Raw genomic sequence first — 21,435 nt, 5'->3', positions numbered from 1 at the left:
GGTCGTGGACCTGCTGCGCGAGGCGGCCCGGAGTCGCGCTGAGGATCAGCGGCGAGGATCAGGCGATGTCGAACCGGTCCAGGTTCATCACCTTGTCCCACGCCGACACGAAGTCCTTCACGAACTTCTCCTTCGCGTCGTCGCTCGCGTAGACCTCGGCCAGCGCGCGCAGTTCGCTGTTGGAGCCGAAGACCAGGTCGGCGCGGCTGCCCGTCCACTTGACCGCGCCGGTGACCGTGTCACGGCCCTCGAAGGTGGTCTGGTCGGCGGAGGTGGACTTCCACTCCGTGCCCAGGTCCAGCAGGTTGGCGAAGAAGTCGTTCGTCAGCTTGCCGGGCGTCTCGGTGAGGACACCGAGCGAGGACTGCGGCTGGGTCACGCCCAGGGCGCGCAGACCGCCGACGAGGACGGTCAGCTCGGGCGCGCTCAGGGTGAGCAGGTTCGCCTTGTCGATGAGCAGGTACTCGGCCGGCAGGCGGTTGCCCTTGCCCAGGTAGTTGCGGAAGCCGTCCGCGGTGGGCTCCAGGGCGGCGAAGGACTCGACGTCCGTCTGCTCCTGGGCGGCGTCCACACGGCCCGGGGTGAAGGGCACCTCGACGGAGTGACCGGCGTCCGCGGCCGCCTTCTCGACCGCCGCGACGCCCGCGAGGACGACGAGGTCGGCGAGGGAGACCTGCTTGCCGCCGGTCTGGGCGGAGTTGAAGGACTCCTGGACGCCCTCCAGGACGCGCAGCACCTGCGCCAGCTCGTCCGGGTTGTTGACCTCCCAGTTGCGCTGCGGCTCCAGGCGGATGCGGCCGCCGTTGGCGCCACCGCGCTTGTCGCTGCCGCGGAAGGAGGAGGCGGCGGCCCAGGCGGCGGAGACCAGCTGCGTGACCGTCAGGTCCGAGCCGAGGATCTTCTCCTTGAGGGAGGCGATGTCCGCGGCGTCGACGAGCTCGCCCGTGCGCTCCGGCAGCGGGTCCTGCCAGAGGAGCACCTCGGACGGGACCTCGGAGCCGAGGTAGCGGGCGACCGGGCCCATGTCGCGGTGGGTGAGCTTGTACCAGGCGCGGGCGAAGGCGTCCGCGAACTCCTCCGGGTTCTCGTAGAAGCGCCGGGAGATCTGCTCGTAGACCGGGTCGAAGCGCAGCGACAGGTCGGTGGTGAGCATCGTCGGGAGGTGCTTCTTCTCCGGGTCGTACGCGTCCGGGATGATCGCCTCGGCGTCCTTCGCGACCCACTGGTGGGCGCCGGCCGGGCTCTTGGTGAGCTCGTAGTCGTACTCGAAGAGGTTCTTGAAGAACCCGTTGCCCCACTGGGTCGGCGTCGTGGTCCAGGTGACCTCCAGACCACTGGTGATCGCGTCGGCTCCCTTGCCGGTGCCGTACGAGCTCTTCCAGCCGAGGCCCTGGGCCTCCAGCGGCGCGGCCTCGGGGTCGTCGCCGACGTGGTCCGCCGGGCCGGCGCCGTGCGTCTTGCCGAAGGTGTGGCCGCCGGCGATGAGGGCGACGGTCTCCTCGTCGTTCATCGCCATCCGGCGGAAGGTCTCGCGGATGTCGCGGGCCGCGGCGATCGGGTCCGGGTTGCCGTTGGGGCCCTCCGGGTTGACGTAGATGAGGCCCATCTGCACGGCGCCGAGCGGGTTCTCCAGCTCGCGGTCGCCGGTGTAGCGCTCGTCGCCGAGCCAGGTGGTCTCCGGGCCCCAGTAGACGTCCTCGTCGGGCTCCCACACGTCCGCGCGGCCACCGGCGAAGCCGAAGGTCTCGAAGCCCATCGACTCCAGGGCGACGTTGCCCGCGAGGATCATGAGGTCGGCCCAGGAGAGGCTCTGGCCGTACTTCTTCTTCACCGGCCACAGCAGACGGCGCGCCTTGTCCAGGTTGCCGTTGTCCGGCCAGCTGTTCAGCGGCGCGAAGCGCTGCTGGCCGGCGCCGGCGCCGCCCCGGCCGTCGCTGATGCGGTAGGTGCCGGCGCTGTGCCAGGCCATGCGGACCATGAACGGGCCGTAGTGGCCGAAGTCGGCGGGCCACCAGTCCTGCGAGGTGGTCAGGACCTCGGCGATGTCCTGCTTCACGGCCGGCAGGTCGAGGCTCTGGAAGGCCTCCGCGTAGTCGAAGTCCTCACCGAGCGGGTTGGCCACGGCGGGGTTCTTGGCGAGGATCTTCAGGTTCAGCCGGTTCGGCCACCACTGGCTGTTGCCGCCGCCCTGGGTGGGGTGGGCGGCACGCCCGTGCGCGACGGGGCAGCCGCCGGCGCCCTCCGCCTTCGCGTCGGTGACGATTGCGTCGTGGTTCTCAGACATGGGAATCCTTCCGGACATGGCGGATCACTGTGCTCAGGAAGTGCGTTTCGGCGGACGGGCCTGGCGCGGGTGTCACGTGTGCTTCTCCCGCCGTGCTGGAGTCTTCCTGTCCCTTGGCCATTTACGAAACCGATCCTACGATGGACCTTGTCCAAGTCAAGAAGAACCCCAAGTTTGCCGATGCCGCCGAGGTGAAACATGAGTGACCTGCTGGAGCGCCTGCGCGCGCGTGGCTGGCGGATGACGTCCCAGCGCCGCGTCGTCGCGGAGGTCCTGGCCGGGGAGCACGTGCACCTCACGGCGGACGAGGTCCACGCGCGCGCGGTGGAGCGCCTGCCGGAGATCGCGCGGGCGACGGTCTACAACACCCTCGGTGAACTGGTCGCCCTCGGGGAGGTCGTGGAGCTCTCCACGGACGGGCGGGCCAAGCGCTACGACCCGAACGCGCACCGCTCGCACCAGCATCTGGTCTGCTCGAACTGCGGGATCATCCGCGACGTCCGCCCCTCGGGGGACCCGCTCGCGGTCCTCCCGCCGACGGAGCGGTTCGGCTTCGCGGTGTCGAAGGCGGACGTGATCTACCGGGGGCTCTGCCCGGGCTGCGCCCCCGCGCGGTGAGACGACAGGAGCCCTCCACCGACCGGTGTCGGTGGAGGGCTCCTGTCGTGACCCGCCGTCGGCGAGGACCGCGGGGAACCGCCGGGGACTACTTCAGGGCGGCGAGCGCCTCGTCGTAGCTCGGCTCGTCGGCGATCTCGCCCACGAGCTGAGCGTGCAGCACCGTGTCGTTCTCGTCGAGGACGACGACGGCGCGGGCCGTCAGACCGGCGAGCGGCCCGTCCGCGATCTCCACGCCGTAGTTGGTGTGGAACTCGCGGCCGCGGAGCGTCGAGAGGTTCTTGACGTTCTCCAGGCCCTCGGCGCCGCAGAAGCGGGCCTGGGCGAAGGGCAGGTCGGCGGAGATGCAGAGGACGACCGTGTTGTCCAGCTGCCCGGCCTTCTCGTTGAAGGCGCGGACGGAGGAGGCGCACGTCGGCGTGTCGACGCTCGGGAAGATGTTGAGGACCTTGCGCAGACCGGCGAAGTCCTTCAGCGACTTGTCCGCCAGCCCCTCGGCGACGAGCGTGAAGTCGGGGGCCTGGCTGCCGGGGGTCGGCAGAGCGCCGTTGACCTGCACGGGGCTGCCCTTCAGCGTGACCTGGGCCATGGGATCTCCTTCAGACGTATGAGTGGCAACGGGGGGAATCGTACGGAAGGCAGGCCCGCCCCGACGACACGGGCCGCCGTGACGTTCCCCAGGTGATTCACAACCTTGAACGCCAGGCCTCCGCTGGTGAGTGCGGCGAGCCGTCCGCGCGACCGGTCCGGCATGAACGGGCCTTCTTGACGCCTCTGGTTCAGACCTTTAGGTTCCAGCCTCGACAGCCGTCGCTCGTTCACGTACGTGAATAAGAGGTAGCCGCATGACCAGATGGTTCACCGCCCCCCTCGTCCTCGCCGGCCTCCTGGCCGCACTCGTCGCCACCCCCGGAGCCGGCCGCGCCGAAGCCGCCCCGACCACGTTCGTCCACCCCGGCGTCCTGGTCTCCCGGGGCCAGCTCGACTTCACCCGGGAGAAGGTCCTCGCCGGCGCGCAGCCCTGGAAGGGCGCCTTCGACCAGATGGCGGCGAGCAAGTACGCCTCGCTCGCCCGGGTTCCGAAGCCCCGCCCGGTCGTCGAGTGCGGCTCGTACTCGAACCCGAACCACGGCTGCACCGACGAACGCGAGGACGCCCTCGCCGCGTACACGCTCTCCCTGGCCTGGTACGTCACCCGCGACAGCCGGTACGCCGAGAAGGCCATCGAGATCATGGACGCCTGGTCCGGCGTGATCACCGACCACACCAACTCCAACGCGCCCCTCCAGACCGGTTGGGCCGGCTCCTCCTGGCCGCGGGCCGCCGAGATCATCCGGTACACCTACACCGGCTGGCCGCAGGCCCGCGTCGACCGCTTCAAGACCATGCTCCGCACCGTCTACCTCCCCGAGGTGGCCAACGGCTCCCGGTCCAACGGCAACTGGGAGCTCAGCATGACCGAGGCGGCCATCGGGATCGCCGTCTTCCTGGAGGACCGCGCCGCCTACGACAAGGCCGTCACCACGTTCCGCGGCCGCGTCCCCGCGTACATCTACCTCACGGGCGACGGCGCCCTGCCGAAGACGGCACCGGGCAGCGGCCTCGACACCCGCGACGAGATCGTCCGGTACTGGCAGGGGCAGACCACCTTCGTCGACGGCCTCAGCCAGGAGACCTGCCGCGACCTCGCCCACACCGGCTACGGACTGTCCGCGATCTCGCACATCGCCGAGACGAGCCGCATCCAGGGCCAGGACCTCTACCCCGAGATCGCCGACCGGCTGCGCCACGCCCTCGGCCTCCACGCGAAGTACGAACTCGGCGAACCCGTCCCGTCCTGGCTCTGCGGCGGCACCCTCAAGGACCATCTCGGGCCCGTCACCGAGGTCGGCTTCAACGCGCTGCACGGCCGCATGGGGTACGCCATGACGAACACCCAGAAGCTCACCGAAGCGGGCCGGCCCGCGGGCACGAATAACCTCTTCGTGGCCTGGGAGACCCTCACCCACGCGGCCAACCCCCGCTGATCCAAAGGGATTCGGAAGGGATTCGGAAGGGAGTCGGAAGGGGCGTCGCACGTCTTGACGGCCCCTTCCTTCACTCCTTAAATCATGAGGGCGGCGAAGTGGACCGTCCCGCCGCCCCCCCCACAGCCGACGGAAGAGAGCCCCATGACCTCCTCCCGCCCACGACGGCGCTCCCCACTGCGCCCCCTGTCCTCCGCCCTGACGGCCCTCGCGCTCGCCCTGGCCGTCGCGGCGCTCGGCCCGGCCGCGCAGCCGAGTGAAGCGCTCCGGCCCGTGGCCGGGACGGCCGCCGTCACCTTCTCCGACGACTTCGACGGCCCCGCCGGCTCCGCCGTCGACGGCACGCGGTGGCAGACCGAGACCGGAGACAACGTCAGCAACCACGAGCGCCAGTACTACACGGCCGGCAACGCCAACGCCGCGCTCGACGGACAGGGCCACCTGGTCATCACCGCCCGCAAGGAGAACCCGGGCAACTACCAGTGCTGGTACGGGCGCTGCGAGTACACCTCCGCCCGGCTCAACACCGCCGGCAGGTTCACCACGAAGTACGGGCACGTCGAAGCCCGCATGAAGGTGCCGCGCGGCCAGGGCATGTGGCCCGCCTTCTGGATGCTCGGCAACGACATCGGCCAGGTCGGCTGGCCGAACTCGGGCGAGATCGACGTCATGGAGAACGTCGGCTTCGAACCGTCCACCGTGCACGGCACCCTGCACGGCCCCGGCTACTCCGGCTCCGGAGGCATCGGCGCCCCCTCCACCCTGCCGGGCGGACAGGTCTTCGCCGACGCCTTCCACACCTTCGCCGTGGACTGGTCGCCCCACCTGATCAGCTGGTCCGTGGACGGGACGGTCTACCAGACCCGCACGCCCGCCGACCTCGGCGGCCGGACCTGGGTCTTCGACAAGCCCTTCTTCCTCATCCTCAACCTCGCCGTCGGCGGCTACTGGCCCGGCGACCCGGACGCGTCCACCACCTTCCCGAAGCAACTCGTCGTCGACCACGTCCGCGTCACCACCGCCGACGCCCCCGCCACCGCCGGACCGATCACGGGCATCGGCGGCAAGTGCGTCGACGTGGCCGGCGCGAACACCGCGAACGGCACCCCCGTCCAGCTCTACGACTGCAACGGGACCGCCGCCCAGCAGTGGACCCTCGCGGCCGACGGAACCGTCCGCGCGCTCGGCAAGTGCCTCGACGTCACCTCCGGCGGCACGGCCGACGGCACCCCCGTCCAACTGTGGGAGTGCAACGGCACGGGCGCCCAGCGCTGGACCGCCGACGCCGCCCGGGACGTGGTGAACCCGCAGTCCGGCAAGTGCCTGGACGCCACCGGCACCAGCTCCGCCAACGGCACCAGGCTCCAGATCTGGACCTGCTCCGGCGGCGCCCACCAGAAGTGGACGGTGACCCGTTGAACGAGTGACCCGCTCGGAGCGGCGATCAGCCCCGGCCCGCCGGGAACCGGGACGGCGGCGTGCCGAACGCCCGCGTGAACGCCGCCGTGAACGCGGCCGGAGAGGCGTACCCGAGCCGGCCCGAGACCTCGGTGACCGTCGCGGTACGCAGCAGGGGCACGGCCGCGAGGAGCCGGGCACGGGACCGCCAGACGGCCGGGCTCTCACCCGTCTCCGCGCGGAAGCGCCGGGTGAACGCCCGCTCGCTCAGCGCGGACCGGGCCGCCCAGTCGGTGTTGGTGACGGCGGCGTCCGGGGCGGCCAGGTACTCCCGGCACAGCGTCGCGAGGTCGCCGGAGGCGGGGATCGCGACATGGAAGGGGAGCGGGGAGCGCGCGGCGATCTCGTGCAGCAGCAGCGTCGCGATGGCGCCCTCCCGCCCCGACAGGCCGTAGTCGGGCGGGAACTCGACCGCCGCCAGCAGCAGTTCGCGCAGCAGCGGCGGCACGTCCACCACCGTGCAGCGGGCCGGCCACCACGGAACGACGCCCGGCTCCACGTACAGGCTGCGGGTGCTCACGCCCAGCATCCGGACCCGGTGCGGGGTCGCGGCCGGGATCAGCACCGCCCGCTCGGGCGGGACCGTCCACGTGCCGTCGGCGGTCTCGACGACCATGACGCCGGTCGCCCCGTAGAGGAACTGCGTCCGCCGGTGCTCGTGCCAGTCCAGGACCTGCCCCGCCGCGTAGTCGGTGCCGATCGGCAGCACGGCCCGGTCGAGGTGGTCGACGGCGTCCAGCGGGATGTTCTTCACCGGGCCACCGTACCGGCCGAGACGCGAAGGAATCCTGCCGACCATCGCATGCGGGAACCCCGGGCCACCTGGTGATCTTGAGCCATGGACGTGGTGACACTGATGGCGATCGGGCTCCTCACCGGAGCGACGACGGTCTTGTTCGGGTTCGGCGGCGGGTTCGTGGCGGTCCCGGTCGTGGTGTGGGCGGACGCCGCCCTCGGCACGGCGGCCCTCCCGGTGGCCACCGCCACCTCGGCCCTGGTGATGGTCGTGAACGCCGCCTTCGCCACGGCCGTCACCCCGCGGCCCGTGCTCCTCGCCCTGCGCGGCAGCGGCGCACTGCTGCCCCTGCTCGCGGCGGGCGCCTGCGCCGGGGCTTACGCGTCCCGCTTCGCCCCGCCGGCCCTCGCCCGCTGGGCGTTCGTCGCGTACACCGCCCTGACCGCCCTCGACCTGCTGCTCCGCCCCGGCTTCCTCCGCACCGCGACCCCGCCGGGCGCGGAGCCGGCGCGGACCCCGCGGCCGCTGCCGGCCGCCGCCGGCGCCCCGATCGGCGTGGTCGCCGCCTTCCTCGGCGTCGGCGGCAGCGTGATGACCGTCCCCGCCATGCGCCGGGCCGGCCACCCCATGCGGATCGCGACCGCGCTGGCCAACCCCCTCACCCTCGCCGTGGCGCTCCCGGCCGTCGCGGTCTCCCTCGCCGCCTCCCCGCCCCCGGCCGCGACCGGCACCGGCCTGGTCGGTCTGGTCGATCCGTACGCGGCGGGGGCGCTGCTCCTGGGCGCCCTCCCGGTCATCGCCGTCCTCCGCCGCCGCCCGCCCCGGATCCCGGACCGGGTCCACGCGTGCGCGTACCTCGCGCTGCTCGGCCTGGTGGCCCTCGCGATGCTGCTCACCGGCGGCTGAGCCCACCGCCCCCGGCGGGAGGGGGCGCACGGGAGCCGGGGCGGCGTCGGAGGCCCCAGGGAGCCGCCGCGCCGCGCGCCCGCCTTCGCCGGACGGCCGAATGCCGCGCCCGGGTCGGGCGAATCCGGGGCCTCGGGGGTGGTGCCGTGCGCCGGCGGTGGTACGTCGATGGCCATGCAGCCAGGCACACCCCCGACGGTCTCCCCCTTCCTCCGTACGGCCGCCGCCTACGCGTGGCGGCTGCTCGCCGTCGGCCTCCTCGTCTACAGCCTGTTCGCGGTGCTCGGGCGCTTCCACGAGATCGGGGTGGCCGTCTTCCTGGGCCTGGTGATCACCGCGCTGCTCCGGCCCGTCGCCGACCTGGTCGCCCGGCTGCTGCCCCGCCCGCTGGCCGTCGCCCTCACCCTGGTCGGCAGCATCGTGCTCGTCCTGGGGGTGCTCGCGCTGGTCGGCGAGGCGGTCGCGGGGGAGCGGACGACGCTCGTGCGCGAGTTCCGGGCGGGCGTCGGGCGGATCGAGGACTGGCTGGAGCGGCCGCCGTTCCGCCTCGACCCCGACACGCTCTCCGGAGTGCAGTCCAGGATCGGGGACTACCTCTCCAGCCACCGGTCGGCCCTGCTCAGCACGGCGGTGAGCGGAGCCGGCCACGTCGTCGCCGTCTTCGCCACGCTGGCCCTCGGCCTGTTCTCCTCGGTGTTCTTCATCCACTCGGGGGACCGGCACTGGTCCTGGTTCCAGGAGCAGTTGCCGAGGTCGGTGCGCGGCCGGGTGGGCATCGGCGGGCGCGCGGCCTGGAGCACCTTCACCGGCTACACGCACGGCATCGTCCTGGTGGCCGCGACGAACGCCGTGCTCGTCGGCATCGCCCTCTGGGCCCTCGGGGTCCCGCTGGCGGTGCCCCTCGCCCTCCTGGAGTTCTTCGCCGCCTTCGTCCCGCTCATCGGCTCGCCGATCGCCCTCGCGATCGCCGCCGTGGTGGCGCTCGCCTCGAAGGGCCCGCTGGTGGCGGGCCTCGTCATCGCCCTGATCGTGATCATCGGTCAGATCGAGGGGCACCTGCTCCATCCGCTGGTCATGAGCTGGGCGGTGCGGCTCCATCCGCTGGTGGTGGCCATCTCGGTCGTGGCGGGCTCGATCGCCGCGGGTGTCGTGGGCGCGGTGGTGGCGGTGCCGCTGGTGTCGGTGGTGTGGGCGGTCCGCACGGCACTCCGGGACGCGCGCACCTGAGTCCGCCCGTGCGCGGGGTCTTGCGCCGGAGGTGCGGCCTCTCTACTCTCCCCGCCAATGGTTAGGAATATTTCCTAACCATTGGCCATGGAGGGAAAGGGAGTTGACATGCGTCGACGAAGCGTCTCGCTTCTCGGGCTCGTGGGTCTGCTGGCGTTGCCCCTGACGGTCATGCCGCAGGCGCAGGCCGCCGACGGCCTGGTGTCCGGCGGAAAGACGGTGACCGCCTCGTCCGTCGAGACCTCGGCCTTCGGGCCCGGCCTCGCGGTGGACGGCAGCACGGCCACCCGCTGGGCGAGCGTCGAGGGGGTCGACCCGCAGTGGATACGGATCGACCTCGGCGCCGACCACACGATCTCCCGGGTGAAGCTCGACTGGGAGGCCGCGTACGGCAAGGCGTACCGCATCCAGACCTCCGCCGACGGGTCGACCTGGACCGACGTCTACTCCACCACCGCCGGCGACGGGGCGACCGACGACCTCACGGTCTCCGGCAGCGGCCGGTACGTCCGGATGTACGGCACGGGCCGCGGCACGCCGTACGGCTACTCCCTCTGGGAGTTCCAGGTGTACGGCGCACCCACCGGCACCGGCGGGGGCGGCGGCGGACCGGCCGTCCCCTTCGGCAGCCACCTCAAGCCCTACGCCGCCGGCATCCTGAAGCCCTCCGGCACGCGGTCCGCCCTCGACCAGAAGGTCGTCGACTACTACAACCGGTGGAAGGCCGCCTTCGTCCGGCAGAACTGCGGCAACGGCTGGTACCAGATCATCTCGCCCGACGCCGACCACCCCTACGTCGCCGAGGCCCAGGGCTACGGCATGGTCGTCACCGCCACCATGGCGGGCGCCGACCCGGACGCCAAGAAGATCTTCGACGGCCTCGTCAAGTGGAAGATCGACCACCCGTCCTCCGTCAACCCGAACCTCCTCGCCGCCGAACAGGACACCGCCTGCAAGAGCGTCAACGGCGGAGACGGCGCCACCGACGGAGACATGGACGTCGCCTACGGCCTGCTCCTCGCCGACAAGCAGTGGGGCAGCGCCGGCACGTACGACTACAAGGACCTCGCGCTCAAGCACATCGCCGCCATCAAGAAGGACGAGGTCAACCCGACGACCAAACTCCTGAAGCTCGGCGACTGGAGCAGCTCCGGCGACCAGTACTACTACATCTCCCGCACCTCGGACTGGATGGTCGACCACTTCCGCGCCTTCCGCGCGGCCTCGGGCGACACCACCTGGGACGCCGTGCGCGGCGCGCACCAGACGCAGATCTCCCGCCTCCAGTCCACCTACGCCTCCGGCACCGGACTCCTGCCCGACTTCGTCGTCGACACGAACACCACGCCCAAGCCCGCCCCGGGGCAGGTCCTGGAGGACCCCAACGACGGCGCCTACTGGTGGAACGCCTGCCGTACGCCGTGGCGCATCGCCGACGACGCGGTGACCAGCGGCGACGCCACGTCCCTCGCCGCCGCCCGGAAGCTCAACGGCTGGATCAAGACGAAGACCGGCGGCGACCCGAACAAGATCGCCGTCGGTTACAAGCTCAACGGCACCCAGATCTCCTCGGGCAGCGAGGCCGCCTTCTTCGCCCCGTTCGCGGTGGCGGCGATGACCGACCCGGGCAGCCAGGCCTGGCTGGACGCCCTCTGGAACAAGATGCTGGCGACCCCGATCGACACGAGCAGCTACTTCTCGGCCAGCATCCAGCTCCAGGTCATGATCACGGCCTCGGGCAACCACTGGGTCCCGTAGCGGGACGCCCGGCCGCACGGACAGGGCCCTGAGACGGGGTCGCTCAGGGCGGCGGCCGAACGGGCGACGAGCCGCCCGCCGGGACGGGCGACGAGACCGGTGACGCCGTCGGGGAGCCGGAGAGCACGAACTCCCCGACGGCGTCGCGGTGGACGGACACGGCGTCGACGGCAGGTGGTACGACCTTCCGGCGGCGGGCGGTACGGCCTTCCGGCGGTGGGCCGACCGGCGGGCGGTACGGCCTCCCGGGCACGGGGCCGACCGGCGGGAGTGTCGGTCGGGAGCGGTACTGTCGCGGCCATGCTGGCACTGATCACTCCCACCGCCCGACTGCATGCCTCCTGGACGGAGGCGTGCGACGAGTGGCCCGCCGACGCGCAGCAGGACGGCGCGGGACTCCGGCTCGCCCCGGACGGCGGACTCGACCGGCCGGACGCCTTCGCCGCCTGGGTGGAGAGGCTGCGCAGCCAGGGCGACGCGACGGTGCCCGCGGCCCCGGGCCGCGTCCACGCCACGTACCTGTGGATCGTCGACGGCGACAGCTACCTCGGCGCCGCCGAACTCCGGCACTCGCTCGACGACTTCCTCCTCGACGCCGGCGGCCACATCGGCTACAGCGTGCGGCCGTCCGCCCGGCACCGGGGCGTGGCGGCCTGGGCCCTGGGCGAACTCGTCGTCAGGGCCCGGGACCTGGGCCTCGACCGGGTCCTGGTCACCTGCGACGAGGACAACTCCGGCTCCGCCCGGACGATCGAACGCAACGGCGGCGTCCTGGAGGACGTCCGGACGACCGACCACGGGACCAAGCGCCGGTACTGGATCACCACATCCCCCGCGCTGCCGGTCATGCGCCCCGGCGGGATCCCCACGCACGAACTCCGGGTGTGGGGCCGGGCCCAGGGCTTCGCCGTACCGGACCGCGGTCGGCTGCCGAGCGAGCTCCTGCGCGCGTGGAGACGTGCCACCGAAGAGGCCGAAGAGCGCGCCGAATGATCGCGGAACTGCTGCCGCCTGATCCGCACGGACGGACCGGACCGCCATGTGCGGGGTCTGGACGCGGTCGACGGCACGCCGGTCCTCGACATCAAGCCGTACATGACGGAGGTCGGCCCCCAGGGCCCCACCATGCAGCCCGCCTGGGCCGACGAGCTCATGCGCCGCTCCTACTGAACAAGATCTCCTAAGCCTTCGGTCGCGCGGCGCGTGCCACCACCAGGAGGAAGAGGCCGCACGCCGACACGACGAGCCAGCCCGGGCGGGTCGCGGCGGGGAGGTCGGCCGGGGTGCTGCCCGCGACCAGCCCGCCGGCGACGGCGATGCCGACCGCCACGCCGACCTGGCGCGAGGTGGAGGTGATCGCCCCCGCCACTCCGGCCCGGGACGGCGGCAGGCCGCCGACCGCGGTGTTCGTCAGCGGGGCGTTGGCGAAGCCGAAGCCGATGCCGATCAGCAGGAAGGCGAGCAGGATCCGCCACACGCTCGTGTCGCCGTCCAGGCCCATGAGGCAGAGGCCGCCGGCCGCGGTGAACCCGCCCGCGAGGACCAGCGGGCGCCTGGGCCCGACGCGGCCCACCAGTACGCCGGACCAGGGCGCGCACAGCGTGGCGCCGAGCGCCATGGGCAGGGTCGCGGCGCCGGTCGCGAGCGGTGTCCAGCCGCGGGCCTGCTGGAGGTAGAGGGTGCTGAGCAGCAGGGTCATGTTGAGGGCGACGAAGACCGCCGTCGCGCCGAGCACCGCCGTGACGAACGGCGGGCGGCGGAACAGGCCGAGGTCCATCAGGGGCTCCTCGCGCCGGAGTTCGACCCGGGCGAAGCCGGCCGCGGCCGCCGCGGTCAGCGCGTAACCGGTGAGGGCCGCGGGTGACGTCCAGCCGATGCGGGGGCCTTCGATGAGGAGGCCGACGGTGAGGAAGAGCACCACGGTGAGGAGCAGTTGACCGGGCAGGTCGAGGCGGCGGGCACGCTCTCCGCGCGACTCCGGCACGAACAGGGCGACCAGGACGAGGGCGAGGACCACCACCGGCGCGTTGATCCAGAACACCGAGCGCCAGCCGAACGCGGCGATGAGCGCCCCGCCGGTGACCGGGCCCGCCGCCATGCTCAGCCCGAAGACCGAGGCCCAGACGCCGATCGCGCGGGCCCGTTCGCGTGGGTCGGGCATCGCGTTCACCACGATCGCCAGGGCCACCGGACTCAGCATCGAGGCGCCGATCCCCTGGACGGCCCTGGCCGCCACCAGCACGCCGGGCGACGGGGCGAGGGCGCACACGAGGGAGGCCAGGCCGAAGACGAGCAGCCCGCACCGGAAGACCCGGCGGCGCCCGAAGCGGTCGGCGAGGGCACCGGAGACGATGAGCAGACTGGCCATGACCACGGTGTACGCGTCCACGACCCATTCGAGACCGCGGGTGCCCACGTCGAGGCCCCGGCCGATCTCGGGCAGTCCCACGTTGACGATGGTGGCGTCGACGCCGACCAGGAACATGCTGAGCGCGCAGACCGCCAGCACCGTCCAGCGCCGGCGCGAGCCCAGCGGGGCGGGTGGAGCGGCGGTCAGGGATTTCGTGGGCATGTGTGTTCCCCCTTCGACGAGACCGGATGCCGCTCAGACTCGGACCGGGGGAGGGGGAGTGGCAAAGAAGTTTGCGGATATCGCAAAACCGGGCGCTGAGGGAAGACCGCGCACTGAAAGATGGGGGAGCGCGCGTGTTCAGGCGGTGCTGAAGAGGTCGCCGGGCGCGTCGTCGAGGACGAAGCCGTTGTCGAAGCGGACACGGACCGTCAGACGGAGCCTCCGTTCCCGGTAGGCGGTCCACGCCGGCTCCAGCGAGCCGACCTGCTCCTCCAACTGCCGCCTGCTGCCCGGAGGCATCTGGTGACCGAAGTCGTCGAGGAGCGACTTGAGCCGCTCGTACTCACGGACCTCCTGGCTCTGCGGCCGGTCCTCGTCCACCCGCTCGACGGTGCCCTCGGTGCCCGCGGCCAGGGCCAGGAACCCCGCCCCGGCCCCCTCCTCCGCAGGGTCCTCGCCCGCCGGGACGACCCGGCCCAGCCGGAGGTCCACCGCCAGCTTCACCCGCAGGCCCTCTTTCAGCGTCATCGGTCCTTCGTCTCCACGGTGGTCAGGGGGTGCCATTATCCGACCCCGAGGCCGTACCGGTTACCCCCCCGTGGCCCCGTACGGGTGGACTCGCCGCGCACGCGCCGGACCGGAGCCCCGTCGCCCCGGCCTCCGGCGGTGATGATGCCCCTCCTGAGCCCGCGACCCCGAGCTCGTGACCCGGAAGAGGCACCCCCGACATGCGACGTACCCCCTCCCGCCGGCTGTTCGCCGCGACGCTCCTCGTGGCGTCCGTGCTGGCCCCCGTGACGGCCACGCCCGCCGCCGCCGTCCACGCCGTGAGCGGCGACGCCGTCGTCAGGCACGGCGAGGACGACTGCCCGCCCGGCGGACTCGGCCCCGAGCTCACCGCCCGGCTCGACCGGGCCATCGAGGACGTCCGCAAGCAGGCCGGCATCCCCGGCGTCGCCGTCGGCCTGTGGATGCCCGGCAAGGGAAGCTACGTCCGCGCGACCGGCGTCGCCGACAAGGTCACCCGCGAGCCGATGACCACCGACGGCTTCGTCCGCATCGGCAGCGAGACCAAGACCTTCACGGTCACCGCCCTCCTGGAGCTCGTCGACGACCACCGGATCCGCCTCGACGCCCCCATCGCCCGCTACGTCCGCGGAGTGCCGAACGGACACCGGATCACCCTGCGCCACCTCGCCGAGATGCGCAGCGGCCTCTTCCCGTACACCTCCGACCCCGGCTTCATCCACGACCTGCTCAGCGACCCGCAGCGCTCCTTCACCCCGGAGGAGGCGCTCGCCTACGGCTTCAGGCACAAGAACACCTTCGCGCCGGGCGCGAAGTTCGAGTACTCGAACAGCAACCTGGTGCTCCTCGGCCTGGTGGTGGAGAAGGTCAGCGGCCAACCGCTGGACGAATTCCTCCGCGACCGCGTGCTCCGCCCCGCCCGCCTGCGCCACACGTTCCTCCCCACCGGCCCCGAGTTCCCCGAGCCGCACCCCCGCGGCTACACGAACCAGACGCTCAGCGGCGCGGTCGTGGACTCCACCGACTGGAACCCCAGCTGGGCCTGGGCGGCCGGGGCGATGATCTCCGACATGCACGACCTGCGCCGCTGGGCGAAGATCCTCGCCACCGGCGAGCTGCTCAGCCCCCGGACGCAGGCGCAGCGGCTCAGGACGCTGCCGACCGGCCACCCCGGCCTCGGCTACGGCCTCGGCATCTTCGACGCCAACGGCTGGATCGGGCACAACGGTTCGATCCCGGGGTACGAGACGGTGACCGTCTATCTGCCCGAGCGGGACGCCACGCTCGTCATCATGATCAACACGGACATCACCAGCCAGGGCCAGGAGCCGTCCACACCGCTCGCCCGCGCGATCACCTCGATCGTCACCCCGGACCACGTCTACGACGGCGCGGTCCAGCCCCGCTAGGCGGCATCCGGCACCCTTCCAGGGGTGTCGATCGAGGCTATCTGCACGAAACTGGGGAAGAGGTGGTCTGGCAGAGCGGTACGAGGAGGTGGGCCGGTGTCCATGGACGCCGACGACAGTACGGGGGAGGGGCCGCCGCCCCCCGGCCCCCGGTTCGTCGTCCGGGCCCGGCCCGGGGTGCCCGACGCGGTGGTCGTCCTCGAGCTGGGCGGCGAGCTCGACCACGACACGGCCGGCCCGCTGTGCCGGGCGCTGGACGAATGCGCCCGGGCCCGGCGGGTCGTCGTGGACTGCTCCGGTCTGACCTTCTGCGACTCGACCGGCCTGAACGAGCTGTTGCGGGCCCGTATGCGCCTGCTGGAGAGGGGCGGGCTCCTGGACCTCGCCGGGCTCCACCCGCCGGTGGACCGGATGTTCGACATCACCGGCGCCCGGACGGTCTTCCGGGTGTACGCGGACGCGGCCGAGGCGCTGGCCGACGAGGGCGCCGGGACGCGGGACGGGGGAGACACCCATGGCTGACGAAGGCGACGGCGGTCCCCTGGACCAGGTCCGCAGGCTGGTGCTGCACGGGACGCGCGGCGTCGTCTCGCGCTGCCGGGACTTCACCGCGAAGGCCCTGGCCGACTGGGGGTGGATCCCGGCGGACGGCGAGGAGGCCGAGGAGCGCGTCGAGGACGTCCTGCTCCTCGTGTCGGAGGTCGTCACCAACGCCTGCCTGCACGCCGGCGGACCCGAGCAGTTCGTCCTGCGGAACGGGCGGGGGCGGCTGCGCGTCGAGGTGTACGACGCCAGCCCGGAGCATCCGCGGGTGCGGACGCCCCGGTCCCCCGCGCTGCCCGGCGGGCACGGCCTGATGGTCCTGGACCGGCTCGCGGGCGACTGGGGCAGCCGGGACAAGGGGCCGGGAGCCATGGGCAAGGTGGTCTGGCTGGAGGTCGACCGCCCGCCCCGGAGGAAGCGGGACGAACCGGATTAGACCCGTCGGGGGCGGGCAGGCGTCGGGCGCGGGGGCAAGCGCATCCGGACGGAGAGGAGCGGGTCATGCCGCGCGGATCGAACGCCAAGCGGGAGCGGCAGTACGAGCACATTAAGGAGAGCGCTCTGGACCGGGGCGAGAGCGAGAAGCGCGCCGAGGAGATCGCCGCGCGCACGGTGAACAAGGAGCGGGCGCGGTCCGGCGAGGCGAAGACCGCGAGCAAGAGCTCCACGCAGGACATGTCCTCCTCGCGCCGCGGCGGCAAGCGCTCGCACAGCGGCTCGGAGGGCCCGACCTACGACCAGCTCTACGCCGAGGCCCAGCGCCGCAACATCCACGGCCGCTCCTCGATGGACAAGGCCGGACTGAAGCGGGCCCTGGGCGAGTAGGGAGCGCCTCGGACGGCCGCCGGGGACCCGGGCCGCTCATCCGGCCCGGGACCGCCCCGGAGGAGGCCCCACGACGCCCCGGACGACACCGAGGTCCACCAGGTCCTGGGGGCGCAGACGCAGCTGGTCTGCGGTGGTCGCGGCCTCCGCGGGAGCCCGCTTGAGGATGGCGGCGGCTGCCTCGGGCGCGATGACGGAGAAGTAACCGTCCGGCGTGGCCCAGGTGTTGCCCGGCGCGGCGAGCGCCAGGGCGCCGCCGGAACCCCCCTCGCCGATGAGCAGCGAGGTGAGCGGGGTGCGGGCGGAGGCGACGGCGGCGAACAGGTCGGCGATCGCCGTCCCCGCCCCCGCGCGCTCCGCCGCCGGGTCGTTGGCGGCGCCCGGGGTGTCCACGAGGGTGAGCACCGGGATGCCGAGGCGGTCGGCCAGGCGCACCAGGCGGGCCGCCGTGCGGAAACCGGCCGGACGGGTCGCGGTGCCGCACTGGGCCGCGTAGGCGACGGTACGGCCGTCGGGGAGCCGCCCGAAGCCGCACCGCATGCCCGGGTCGACGCCCCCGCAGCGGTCGCCGGAGATCTCCTCGCGCAGGGTGAAGTGGGCGTCGAGGTACGCGGCGGCCCGGGGCCGGTCCGGATGCCGGGCGCGCGCCACCGCCTCCCGGCCGCTCGCGGCAGGCGGCGCCCCCGGGTCGCCGAGCGCGTACGGCGGCGGAACGGGGCCCTCGGCGGGCCGGACCAGCAGCGACAGCCAGCGCCCGAGGGTCTCGCGCAGCGCCGCGGGCGGCACGATCGCGTCGAGGTGGCCGTGGGCGAGCTGCGCCTCGGCGGTGTACGCGGCCGGGTCCGCGTCCGGCGGCCGCACGCGGGAGCCGGCGAAGCCGACCTGGGCGCCAGGCAGGGCGAGGACGACGTCGGAGCCGGCGCCGAGCGTGGCCCAGCCGCCGCCCGTGGTCGGATCCCGCAGGACGGCGATCTGCGGCAGCCCCGCGGCCCGGGTGGCCTCCGACTCGCGCGCCAGGAACTGGAGTTGGAGGAGGGCGCGCATGCCCTCGTGCATCCGGCTGCCGCCGGTGGCCGGGAGGACGACCACGGGCAGCCGCCGCGCCCGGGCCAGGGCGTGGGCGGCGGCGGCCCGCGCGCCCGTCCGCTCCCCGAGGGACCCGCCGAGGAACCGGAACTCGAAGGAGATCAGCACCGCCGTCACCCCGCCCACCACGCCGGTGCCGCAGACCACCGACTCGGTCTCGCCGGTGCGGTCGGCGGCGCGGGCGTGCGCGGCGGAGTAGCCGGGCCAGCCGATCGGCCCGTCACCGGTCAGAGGGCCTTCCGCGAAGGGGAGTTCGCTGAAGTCGTCGGTGACGAGGGCGATCGCCTCACGTGCCGTCGTCGGGTCGCTCATGCAGGCCTCGCCGCTCGTCGCCGGAGTGTACGGACGGGATGGTGCGGTGCTCGGGTGCCTACGGGGCCGTGCGGTGCCGCCCCTCCACCGTACCGCCCGGTACCCCTCAGCAGCCCGGGACGAACGCCGGACGGCGGGCGATCCGCCGCCGGTCCGCCTCCGTGCCGAAGCGGAGGTCGATCGCCCGCGTGGCCTCCGCCCACTCCCGCATGGTCCGCACCCGCGCCAGGGCCTCCCGTACGAACGGGCCGTGCCGGCGGGCGACGGCCCGCCGCCACAGCTCCGTCGGGATCGTCCGTCAGGACGTTCCCGACGGTGCCCTCGTAGGCCGCCATCGCCCGCACCGCGCCGTCCGGTTCGATCTGCAGCACCGGCAGGCACACGCCCGCGTCAAGCAGCTCGTGCTCCGCGAGCGGATGGGCGCGCTCGGCGGGGCCGCGGCGGCGGTGCCGCTCAGCGCCCGGGAGCGGGACATCGCGCTGATGGCCGCGCGCGGTCGCACGAGCCGGGAGACCGCCGAGACGTACGTCCTGTCCGTGCGGACCGTGGAGAACCACCTCGGCAGGATCTGCCGCAAGCTCGGTGTCAGCGGCCGGGCGGACCTGGCGGACGTCCTCCTCGCCCGACCGTCCCGGGCCCGCCCGGCGCCGTGCCGTCCGCACGGCGCCGGGCAGGCCCCGACGCTGCTCCGGCACACCACCGGTCAGGCCAGGACGCCGCTGCCGTGCGGGGCGTACAGGTCGAGGAGACGGACCCGGGTCACATGGAGGCGGTGGGCGAGGATCGCCCCCACCCAGTAGATGACCGAGGCGCCGAACTCCGTGTCCGAGTGGCACATCGACCGCACGGCCGGGGCGTCGAACTCGTACGCCCGGACCGGTGTCATCGCCTCGGCCCCCGACTGGCACAGGTACGGCGGGAACAGCCAGGAGAGCCCGACCAGCTCGCCGTGGCGCAGGGTCTCGATCACGGGCGACCCCCGGCCCGGCACCTTCGCGTCGAGGGTCACCGCGCCCGTCTTCACGATCCAGAACCGGTCGGCGTGCTGCTGCTCCTCGAACAGGCGGTGACCGGACTCGAAGTACACGTCCTCGGCGAAGGCCATCAGGCGCTCCCGGTGCTCCTGGGGCAGCGTGCTGACCTTGGGCGCGGCTCTGCTCATGGCGGTCCCTCCTCGCGGACTCGGCTCCCCACCCCCAGTGTGGGCCCGGCCGTCGCCCCGCGCAGGCTCCGGGCCGCCGGGCGGGGCCGCCCCCGGGCCGGGACCCCGCAGCGTGCCGGTGCGCTCACCCTCCGTACGCCCGCCGTCCGGAGTGCGCCGGGCGGGTGGAGGGCGGAGCATGAACGTGGGGAGGAAGCGGCAAGCGGGGGCGTGACCCAGGAGGGTGCCATGCCCGTCCCGGACGGCGGCGACGCGCTCGTCGTACTGCGCGGGGTCGACAAGCACTTCGGTCCCCTGCACGTCCTCCAGTCCATCGACCTCACGATCCACCGCGGCGAGGTCGTCGTCGTCATCGGGCCGTCCGGCTCGGGGAAGTCGACGCTGTGCCGGGCGATCAACCGCCTGGAGACCATCGACGCGGGCGAGATCGTCGTCGACGGGCGGCCGCTGCCCGCCGAAGGACGCGAACTGGCGGCCCTGCGGGCCGACGTGGGCATGGTCTTCCAGTCCTTCAACCTCTTCGCGCACAAGACCGTGCTCGACAACGTGACCCTCGGTCAGATCAAGGTCCGCAAGAAGGACCGGAAGAAGGCCGAGGAGAGGGCCCGCTCCCTCCTCGACCGGGTCGGCGTCGCCTCGCAGGCCGACAAGTACCCGGCGCAGCTCTCCGGGGGCCAGCAGCAGCGCGTGGCGATCGCCCGCGCCCTCGCCATGGATCCGAAGGTGATGCTCTTCGACGAGCCGACCTCCGCGCTCGACCCGGAGATGATCAACGAGGTCCTGGAGGTCATGCAGCAGCTGGCCCGGGACGGCATGACGATGGTGGTCGTGACCCACGAGATGGGCTTCGCCCGCTCCGCGGCCAACCGCGTGGTCTTCATGGCCGACGGCCGGGTCGTCGAGGAGACGACCCCGGACGAGTTCTTCAGCAACCCGCGCAGCGACCGAGCCAAGGACTTCCTCTCCAAGATCCTCCACCACTGACCCGTCCAGGAGCCCGCCTCTCCGAGATCCTCCGCCACCGACCCGTCCAGGAGCCTGTGCCTCTCCGAGATCCTCCTCCACCACCACCGAGCCGCGGCCGCCGCCCGGTCGCCCGACCAGCAGCCCCCAGGGGTGATCCTCATGAACCCGCTCAGGACCAGCAGGGCCGTCGTGGCAGCCGCCGCGGCCGTCGTCCTCTCCGTCACCTCGGCAGGATTCGCGAACGCCGCGGCCGACGGCGCGCCCCGAGATCACGGCGACGGCAAGAAGATCACCGTCGGCATCAAGTTCGACCAGCCGGGCATCGGCCTGAAGACCCCCGACGGCACCTACACCGGCTTCGACGTCGACGTGGCGACCTACGTCGCCAAGCAGCTCGGCCACGACCCGAAGGACATCGTCTGGAAGGAGGCCAAGAGCGCCGACCGGGAGACCCTGCTCCAGCGCGGCGACGTGGACTTCATCGCGGCCTCGTACTCGATCAACCCCAAGCGGATGGAGAAGGTCGACTTCGCGGGTCCCTACCTCCTCGCCCACCAGGACGTCCTGATCCGGGCGGATGACGACTCGATCAAGAAGCCGTCCGACCTGAACAACAAGAAGCTCTGCTCGGTCACCGGCTCGACCTCCGCGCAGAACGTCAAGACGAAGATCGCCCCGAACGCGCAGCTCCAGGAGTACGGCGGCTACTCCGAGTGCCTCACCGGCCTGGAGAACGGCGTCGTCGATGCCCTCACCACCGACGACGCGATCCTCGCCGGGTACGCCGCGCAGCCCGAGTTCAAGGGCAAGTTCAAGCTCGGCGGCTTCAAGATGAGCAACGAGAACTACGGCATCGGCGTCCAGAAGGGCAGCGACCTCAAGGCCAAGATCAACACGGCCCTGGAGAAGATGGTCGCCGACGGCTCGTGGCAGGCCGCCGTCGACAAGAACCTCGGTCCGTCCGGCTACAAGAACGAACCCGCCCCGAAGATCGGCGTCATCGTCAAGTGAGCAGGCC

Annotated in this window: 21 protein-coding genes and 1 pseudogene; 15 read left to right on the top strand and 7 right to left on the bottom strand. The window is 72.7% G+C overall.

What is annotated here, in order from left to right; translation table 11 throughout:
- Positions 1-58: 58 nt before the first annotated feature.
- Positions 59-2,284: a catalase/peroxidase HPI gene (katG, locus tag ABZ318_RS12970; RefSeq protein ID WP_356902518.1), complete on the bottom strand. Its 2,226-nt coding sequence runs from the start codon at positions 2,282-2,284 to the stop codon at positions 59-61.
- 198 nt (positions 2,285-2,482) lie between these two features.
- On the opposite strand from katG, the gene ABZ318_RS12965 reads away from it, so the two are divergent.
- The gene (locus ABZ318_RS12965) at positions 2,483-2,902 is read left to right on the top strand and encodes a Fur family transcriptional regulator (protein WP_356902517.1); all 420 of its coding nucleotides are present in this window, start codon (positions 2,483-2,485) and stop codon (positions 2,900-2,902) included.
- 88 nt (positions 2,903-2,990) lie between these two features.
- Here ABZ318_RS12965 and tpx read toward each other — a convergent pair whose 3' ends face one another.
- Positions 2,991-3,491, bottom strand: coding sequence for a thiol peroxidase (tpx, locus tag ABZ318_RS12960; RefSeq protein ID WP_356902516.1), 501 nt, complete (start codon positions 3,489-3,491; stop codon positions 2,991-2,993).
- A 256-nt stretch (positions 3,492-3,747) separates the two neighbouring features.
- Here tpx and ABZ318_RS12955 point away from each other — a divergent pair, with 256 nt between their 5' ends.
- On the top strand, positions 3,748-4,929 hold the full coding sequence (locus tag ABZ318_RS12955) for an alginate lyase family protein (RefSeq protein ID WP_356902515.1): 1,182 nt from the start codon (positions 3,748-3,750) through the stop codon (positions 4,927-4,929).
- 144 nt (positions 4,930-5,073) lie between these two features.
- On the top strand, positions 5,074-6,348 hold the full coding sequence (locus tag ABZ318_RS12950; protein WP_356902514.1) for a family 16 glycosylhydrolase: 1,275 nt from the start codon (positions 5,074-5,076) through the stop codon (positions 6,346-6,348).
- A gap of 25 nt (positions 6,349-6,373) precedes the next feature.
- Here the strand turns inward: ABZ318_RS12950 and ABZ318_RS12945 are convergent, their stop codons facing one another.
- On the bottom strand, positions 6,374-7,141 hold the full coding sequence (locus ABZ318_RS12945; protein WP_356902513.1) for a helix-turn-helix transcriptional regulator: 768 nt from the start codon (positions 7,139-7,141) through the stop codon (positions 6,374-6,376).
- An 84-nt stretch (positions 7,142-7,225) separates the two neighbouring features.
- On the opposite strand from ABZ318_RS12945, the gene ABZ318_RS12940 reads away from it, so the two are divergent.
- From ABZ318_RS12940 to ABZ318_RS12920, 5 genes and pseudogenes are all read left to right on the top strand, one after another.
- Positions 7,226-8,029, top strand: a complete 804-nt coding sequence (locus ABZ318_RS12940) for a sulfite exporter TauE/SafE family protein (RefSeq protein ID WP_356902512.1) — start codon at positions 7,226-7,228, stop codon at positions 8,027-8,029.
- 174 nt (positions 8,030-8,203) lie between these two features.
- Positions 8,204-9,256 (top strand): AI-2E family transporter, encoded by a 1,053-nt coding sequence (locus ABZ318_RS12935; RefSeq protein WP_356902520.1) that lies wholly within the window; start codon positions 8,204-8,206, stop codon positions 9,254-9,256.
- A gap of 108 nt (positions 9,257-9,364) precedes the next feature.
- A complete protein-coding gene (locus tag ABZ318_RS12930) occupies positions 9,365-11,014 on the top strand; it encodes a glycosyl hydrolase family 8 (RefSeq protein WP_356902511.1) in 1,650 nt (549 codons plus the stop codon).
- A gap of 300 nt (positions 11,015-11,314) precedes the next feature.
- Positions 11,315-12,007, top strand: coding sequence for a GNAT family N-acetyltransferase (locus ABZ318_RS12925; RefSeq protein ID WP_356902510.1), 693 nt, complete (start codon positions 11,315-11,317; stop codon positions 12,005-12,007).
- Positions 12,008-12,184: pseudogene (locus tag ABZ318_RS12920) on the top strand (TrmO family methyltransferase); the annotation flags it as partial. It lies immediately after the preceding gene.
- Between the two features lie 10 nt (positions 12,185-12,194).
- Here ABZ318_RS12920 and ABZ318_RS12915 read toward each other — a convergent pair.
- Both ABZ318_RS12915 and ABZ318_RS12910 read right to left on the bottom strand, forming a co-directional pair.
- Positions 12,195-13,586, bottom strand: a complete 1,392-nt coding sequence (locus tag ABZ318_RS12915) for an MFS transporter (RefSeq protein ID WP_356902509.1) — start codon at positions 13,584-13,586, stop codon at positions 12,195-12,197.
- A 138-nt stretch (positions 13,587-13,724) separates the two neighbouring features.
- On the bottom strand, positions 13,725-14,114 hold the full coding sequence (locus ABZ318_RS12910; protein ID WP_356902507.1) for a hypothetical protein: 390 nt from the start codon (positions 14,112-14,114) through the stop codon (positions 13,725-13,727).
- Positions 14,115-14,314: 200 nt separating this feature from the next.
- Here ABZ318_RS12910 and ABZ318_RS12905 point away from each other — a divergent pair, with 200 nt between their 5' ends.
- From ABZ318_RS12905 to ABZ318_RS12890, 4 genes are all read left to right on the top strand, one after another.
- Positions 14,315-15,523, top strand: coding sequence for a serine hydrolase domain-containing protein (locus ABZ318_RS12905; RefSeq protein WP_356902506.1), 1,209 nt, complete (start codon positions 14,315-14,317; stop codon positions 15,521-15,523).
- A 102-nt stretch (positions 15,524-15,625) separates the two neighbouring features.
- Entirely contained in the window at positions 15,626-16,045 is a 420-nt protein-coding gene (locus tag ABZ318_RS12900) for an STAS domain-containing protein (RefSeq protein ID WP_356902504.1), read from the top strand.
- Complete coding sequence (locus ABZ318_RS12895; RefSeq protein ID WP_356902503.1) at positions 16,038-16,502, top strand: ATP-binding protein; 465 nt, start codon at positions 16,038-16,040, stop codon at positions 16,500-16,502. The genes ABZ318_RS12900 and ABZ318_RS12895 overlap by 8 nt, the downstream gene beginning before the upstream one ends.
- Positions 16,503-16,567: 65 nt before the next feature.
- On the top strand, positions 16,568-16,891 hold the full coding sequence (locus ABZ318_RS12890) for a plasmid stabilization protein (protein WP_356902502.1): 324 nt from the start codon (positions 16,568-16,570) through the stop codon (positions 16,889-16,891).
- A gap of 36 nt (positions 16,892-16,927) precedes the next feature.
- Here ABZ318_RS12890 and ABZ318_RS12885 read toward each other — a convergent pair whose 3' ends face one another.
- Entirely contained in the window at positions 16,928-18,289 is a 1,362-nt protein-coding gene (locus tag ABZ318_RS12885; RefSeq protein ID WP_356902501.1) for a carboxyl transferase domain-containing protein, read from the bottom strand.
- A 161-nt stretch (positions 18,290-18,450) separates the two neighbouring features.
- Here ABZ318_RS12885 and ABZ318_RS12880 point away from each other — a divergent pair, with 161 nt between their 5' ends.
- Positions 18,451-19,089, top strand: coding sequence for a helix-turn-helix transcriptional regulator (locus ABZ318_RS12880; protein ID WP_356902500.1), 639 nt, complete (start codon positions 18,451-18,453; stop codon positions 19,087-19,089).
- Here the strand turns inward: ABZ318_RS12880 and ABZ318_RS12875 are convergent.
- Positions 18,993-19,451, bottom strand: a complete 459-nt coding sequence (locus ABZ318_RS12875) for a cyclic nucleotide-binding domain-containing protein (protein WP_030690750.1) — start codon at positions 19,449-19,451, stop codon at positions 18,993-18,995. The genes ABZ318_RS12880 and ABZ318_RS12875 overlap by 97 nt on opposite strands.
- Before the next feature lie 228 nt (positions 19,452-19,679).
- On the opposite strand from ABZ318_RS12875, the gene ABZ318_RS12870 reads away from it, so the two are divergent.
- Positions 19,680-20,435, top strand: a complete 756-nt coding sequence (locus ABZ318_RS12870) for an amino acid ABC transporter ATP-binding protein (RefSeq protein WP_356902499.1) — start codon at positions 19,680-19,682, stop codon at positions 20,433-20,435.
- Positions 20,436-20,576: 141 nt separating this feature from the next.
- The gene (locus tag ABZ318_RS12865; protein WP_356902498.1) at positions 20,577-21,428 is read left to right on the top strand and encodes a glutamate ABC transporter substrate-binding protein; all 852 of its coding nucleotides are present in this window, start codon (positions 20,577-20,579) and stop codon (positions 21,426-21,428) included.
- Positions 21,429-21,435 lie beyond the last annotated feature (7 nt).

It is taken from the genome of Streptomyces sp. NPDC006197, assembly GCF_040613865.1.
Lineage (GTDB): Bacteria > Actinomycetota > Actinomycetes > Streptomycetales > Streptomycetaceae > Streptomyces.
Note: the sequence above shows the minus strand (reverse complement) of the source record. Positions and strands in the feature narration are given on the sequence as shown.

What these genes read in the sequence shown, in the direction of transcription:
- katG (WP_356902518.1), bottom strand. Translation starts at nt 2,284, where the DNA reads ATGTCTGAGAACCACGACGCAATCGTCACCGACGCGAAGGCGGAGGGC.
- ABZ318_RS12965 (WP_356902517.1), top strand. Translation starts at nt 2,483, where the DNA reads ATGAGTGACCTGCTGGAGCGCCTGCGCGCGCGTGGCTGGCGGATGACG.
- tpx (WP_356902516.1), bottom strand. Translation starts at nt 3,491, where the DNA reads ATGGCCCAGGTCACGCTGAAGGGCAGCCCCGTGCAGGTCAACGGCGCT.
- ABZ318_RS12955 (WP_356902515.1), top strand. Translation starts at nt 3,748, where the DNA reads ATGACCAGATGGTTCACCGCCCCCCTCGTCCTCGCCGGCCTCCTGGCC.
- ABZ318_RS12950 (WP_356902514.1), top strand. Translation starts at nt 5,074, where the DNA reads ATGACCTCCTCCCGCCCACGACGGCGCTCCCCACTGCGCCCCCTGTCC.
- ABZ318_RS12940 (WP_356902512.1), top strand. Translation starts at nt 7,226, where the DNA reads ATGGACGTGGTGACACTGATGGCGATCGGGCTCCTCACCGGAGCGACG.
- ABZ318_RS12935 (WP_356902520.1), top strand. Translation starts at nt 8,204, where the DNA reads ATGCAGCCAGGCACACCCCCGACGGTCTCCCCCTTCCTCCGTACGGCC.
- ABZ318_RS12930 (WP_356902511.1), top strand. Translation starts at nt 9,365, where the DNA reads ATGCGTCGACGAAGCGTCTCGCTTCTCGGGCTCGTGGGTCTGCTGGCG.
- ABZ318_RS12925 (WP_356902510.1), top strand. Translation starts at nt 11,315, where the DNA reads ATGCTGGCACTGATCACTCCCACCGCCCGACTGCATGCCTCCTGGACG.
- ABZ318_RS12915 (WP_356902509.1), bottom strand. Translation starts at nt 13,586, where the DNA reads ATGCCCACGAAATCCCTGACCGCCGCTCCACCCGCCCCGCTGGGCTCG.
- ABZ318_RS12910 (WP_356902507.1), bottom strand. Translation starts at nt 14,114, where the DNA reads ATGACGCTGAAAGAGGGCCTGCGGGTGAAGCTGGCGGTGGACCTCCGG.
- ABZ318_RS12905 (WP_356902506.1), top strand. Translation starts at nt 14,315, where the DNA reads ATGCGACGTACCCCCTCCCGCCGGCTGTTCGCCGCGACGCTCCTCGTG.
- ABZ318_RS12900 (WP_356902504.1), top strand. Translation starts at nt 15,626, where the DNA reads ATGGACGCCGACGACAGTACGGGGGAGGGGCCGCCGCCCCCCGGCCCC.
- ABZ318_RS12895 (WP_356902503.1), top strand. Translation starts at nt 16,038, where the DNA reads ATGGCTGACGAAGGCGACGGCGGTCCCCTGGACCAGGTCCGCAGGCTG.
- ABZ318_RS12890 (WP_356902502.1), top strand. Translation starts at nt 16,568, where the DNA reads ATGCCGCGCGGATCGAACGCCAAGCGGGAGCGGCAGTACGAGCACATT.
- ABZ318_RS12885 (WP_356902501.1), bottom strand. Translation starts at nt 18,289, where the DNA reads ATGAGCGACCCGACGACGGCACGTGAGGCGATCGCCCTCGTCACCGAC.
- ABZ318_RS12875 (WP_030690750.1), bottom strand. Translation starts at nt 19,451, where the DNA reads ATGAGCAGAGCCGCGCCCAAGGTCAGCACGCTGCCCCAGGAGCACCGG.
- ABZ318_RS12870 (WP_356902499.1), top strand. Translation starts at nt 19,680, where the DNA reads ATGCCCGTCCCGGACGGCGGCGACGCGCTCGTCGTACTGCGCGGGGTC.
- ABZ318_RS12865 (WP_356902498.1), top strand. Translation starts at nt 20,577, where the DNA reads ATGAACCCGCTCAGGACCAGCAGGGCCGTCGTGGCAGCCGCCGCGGCC.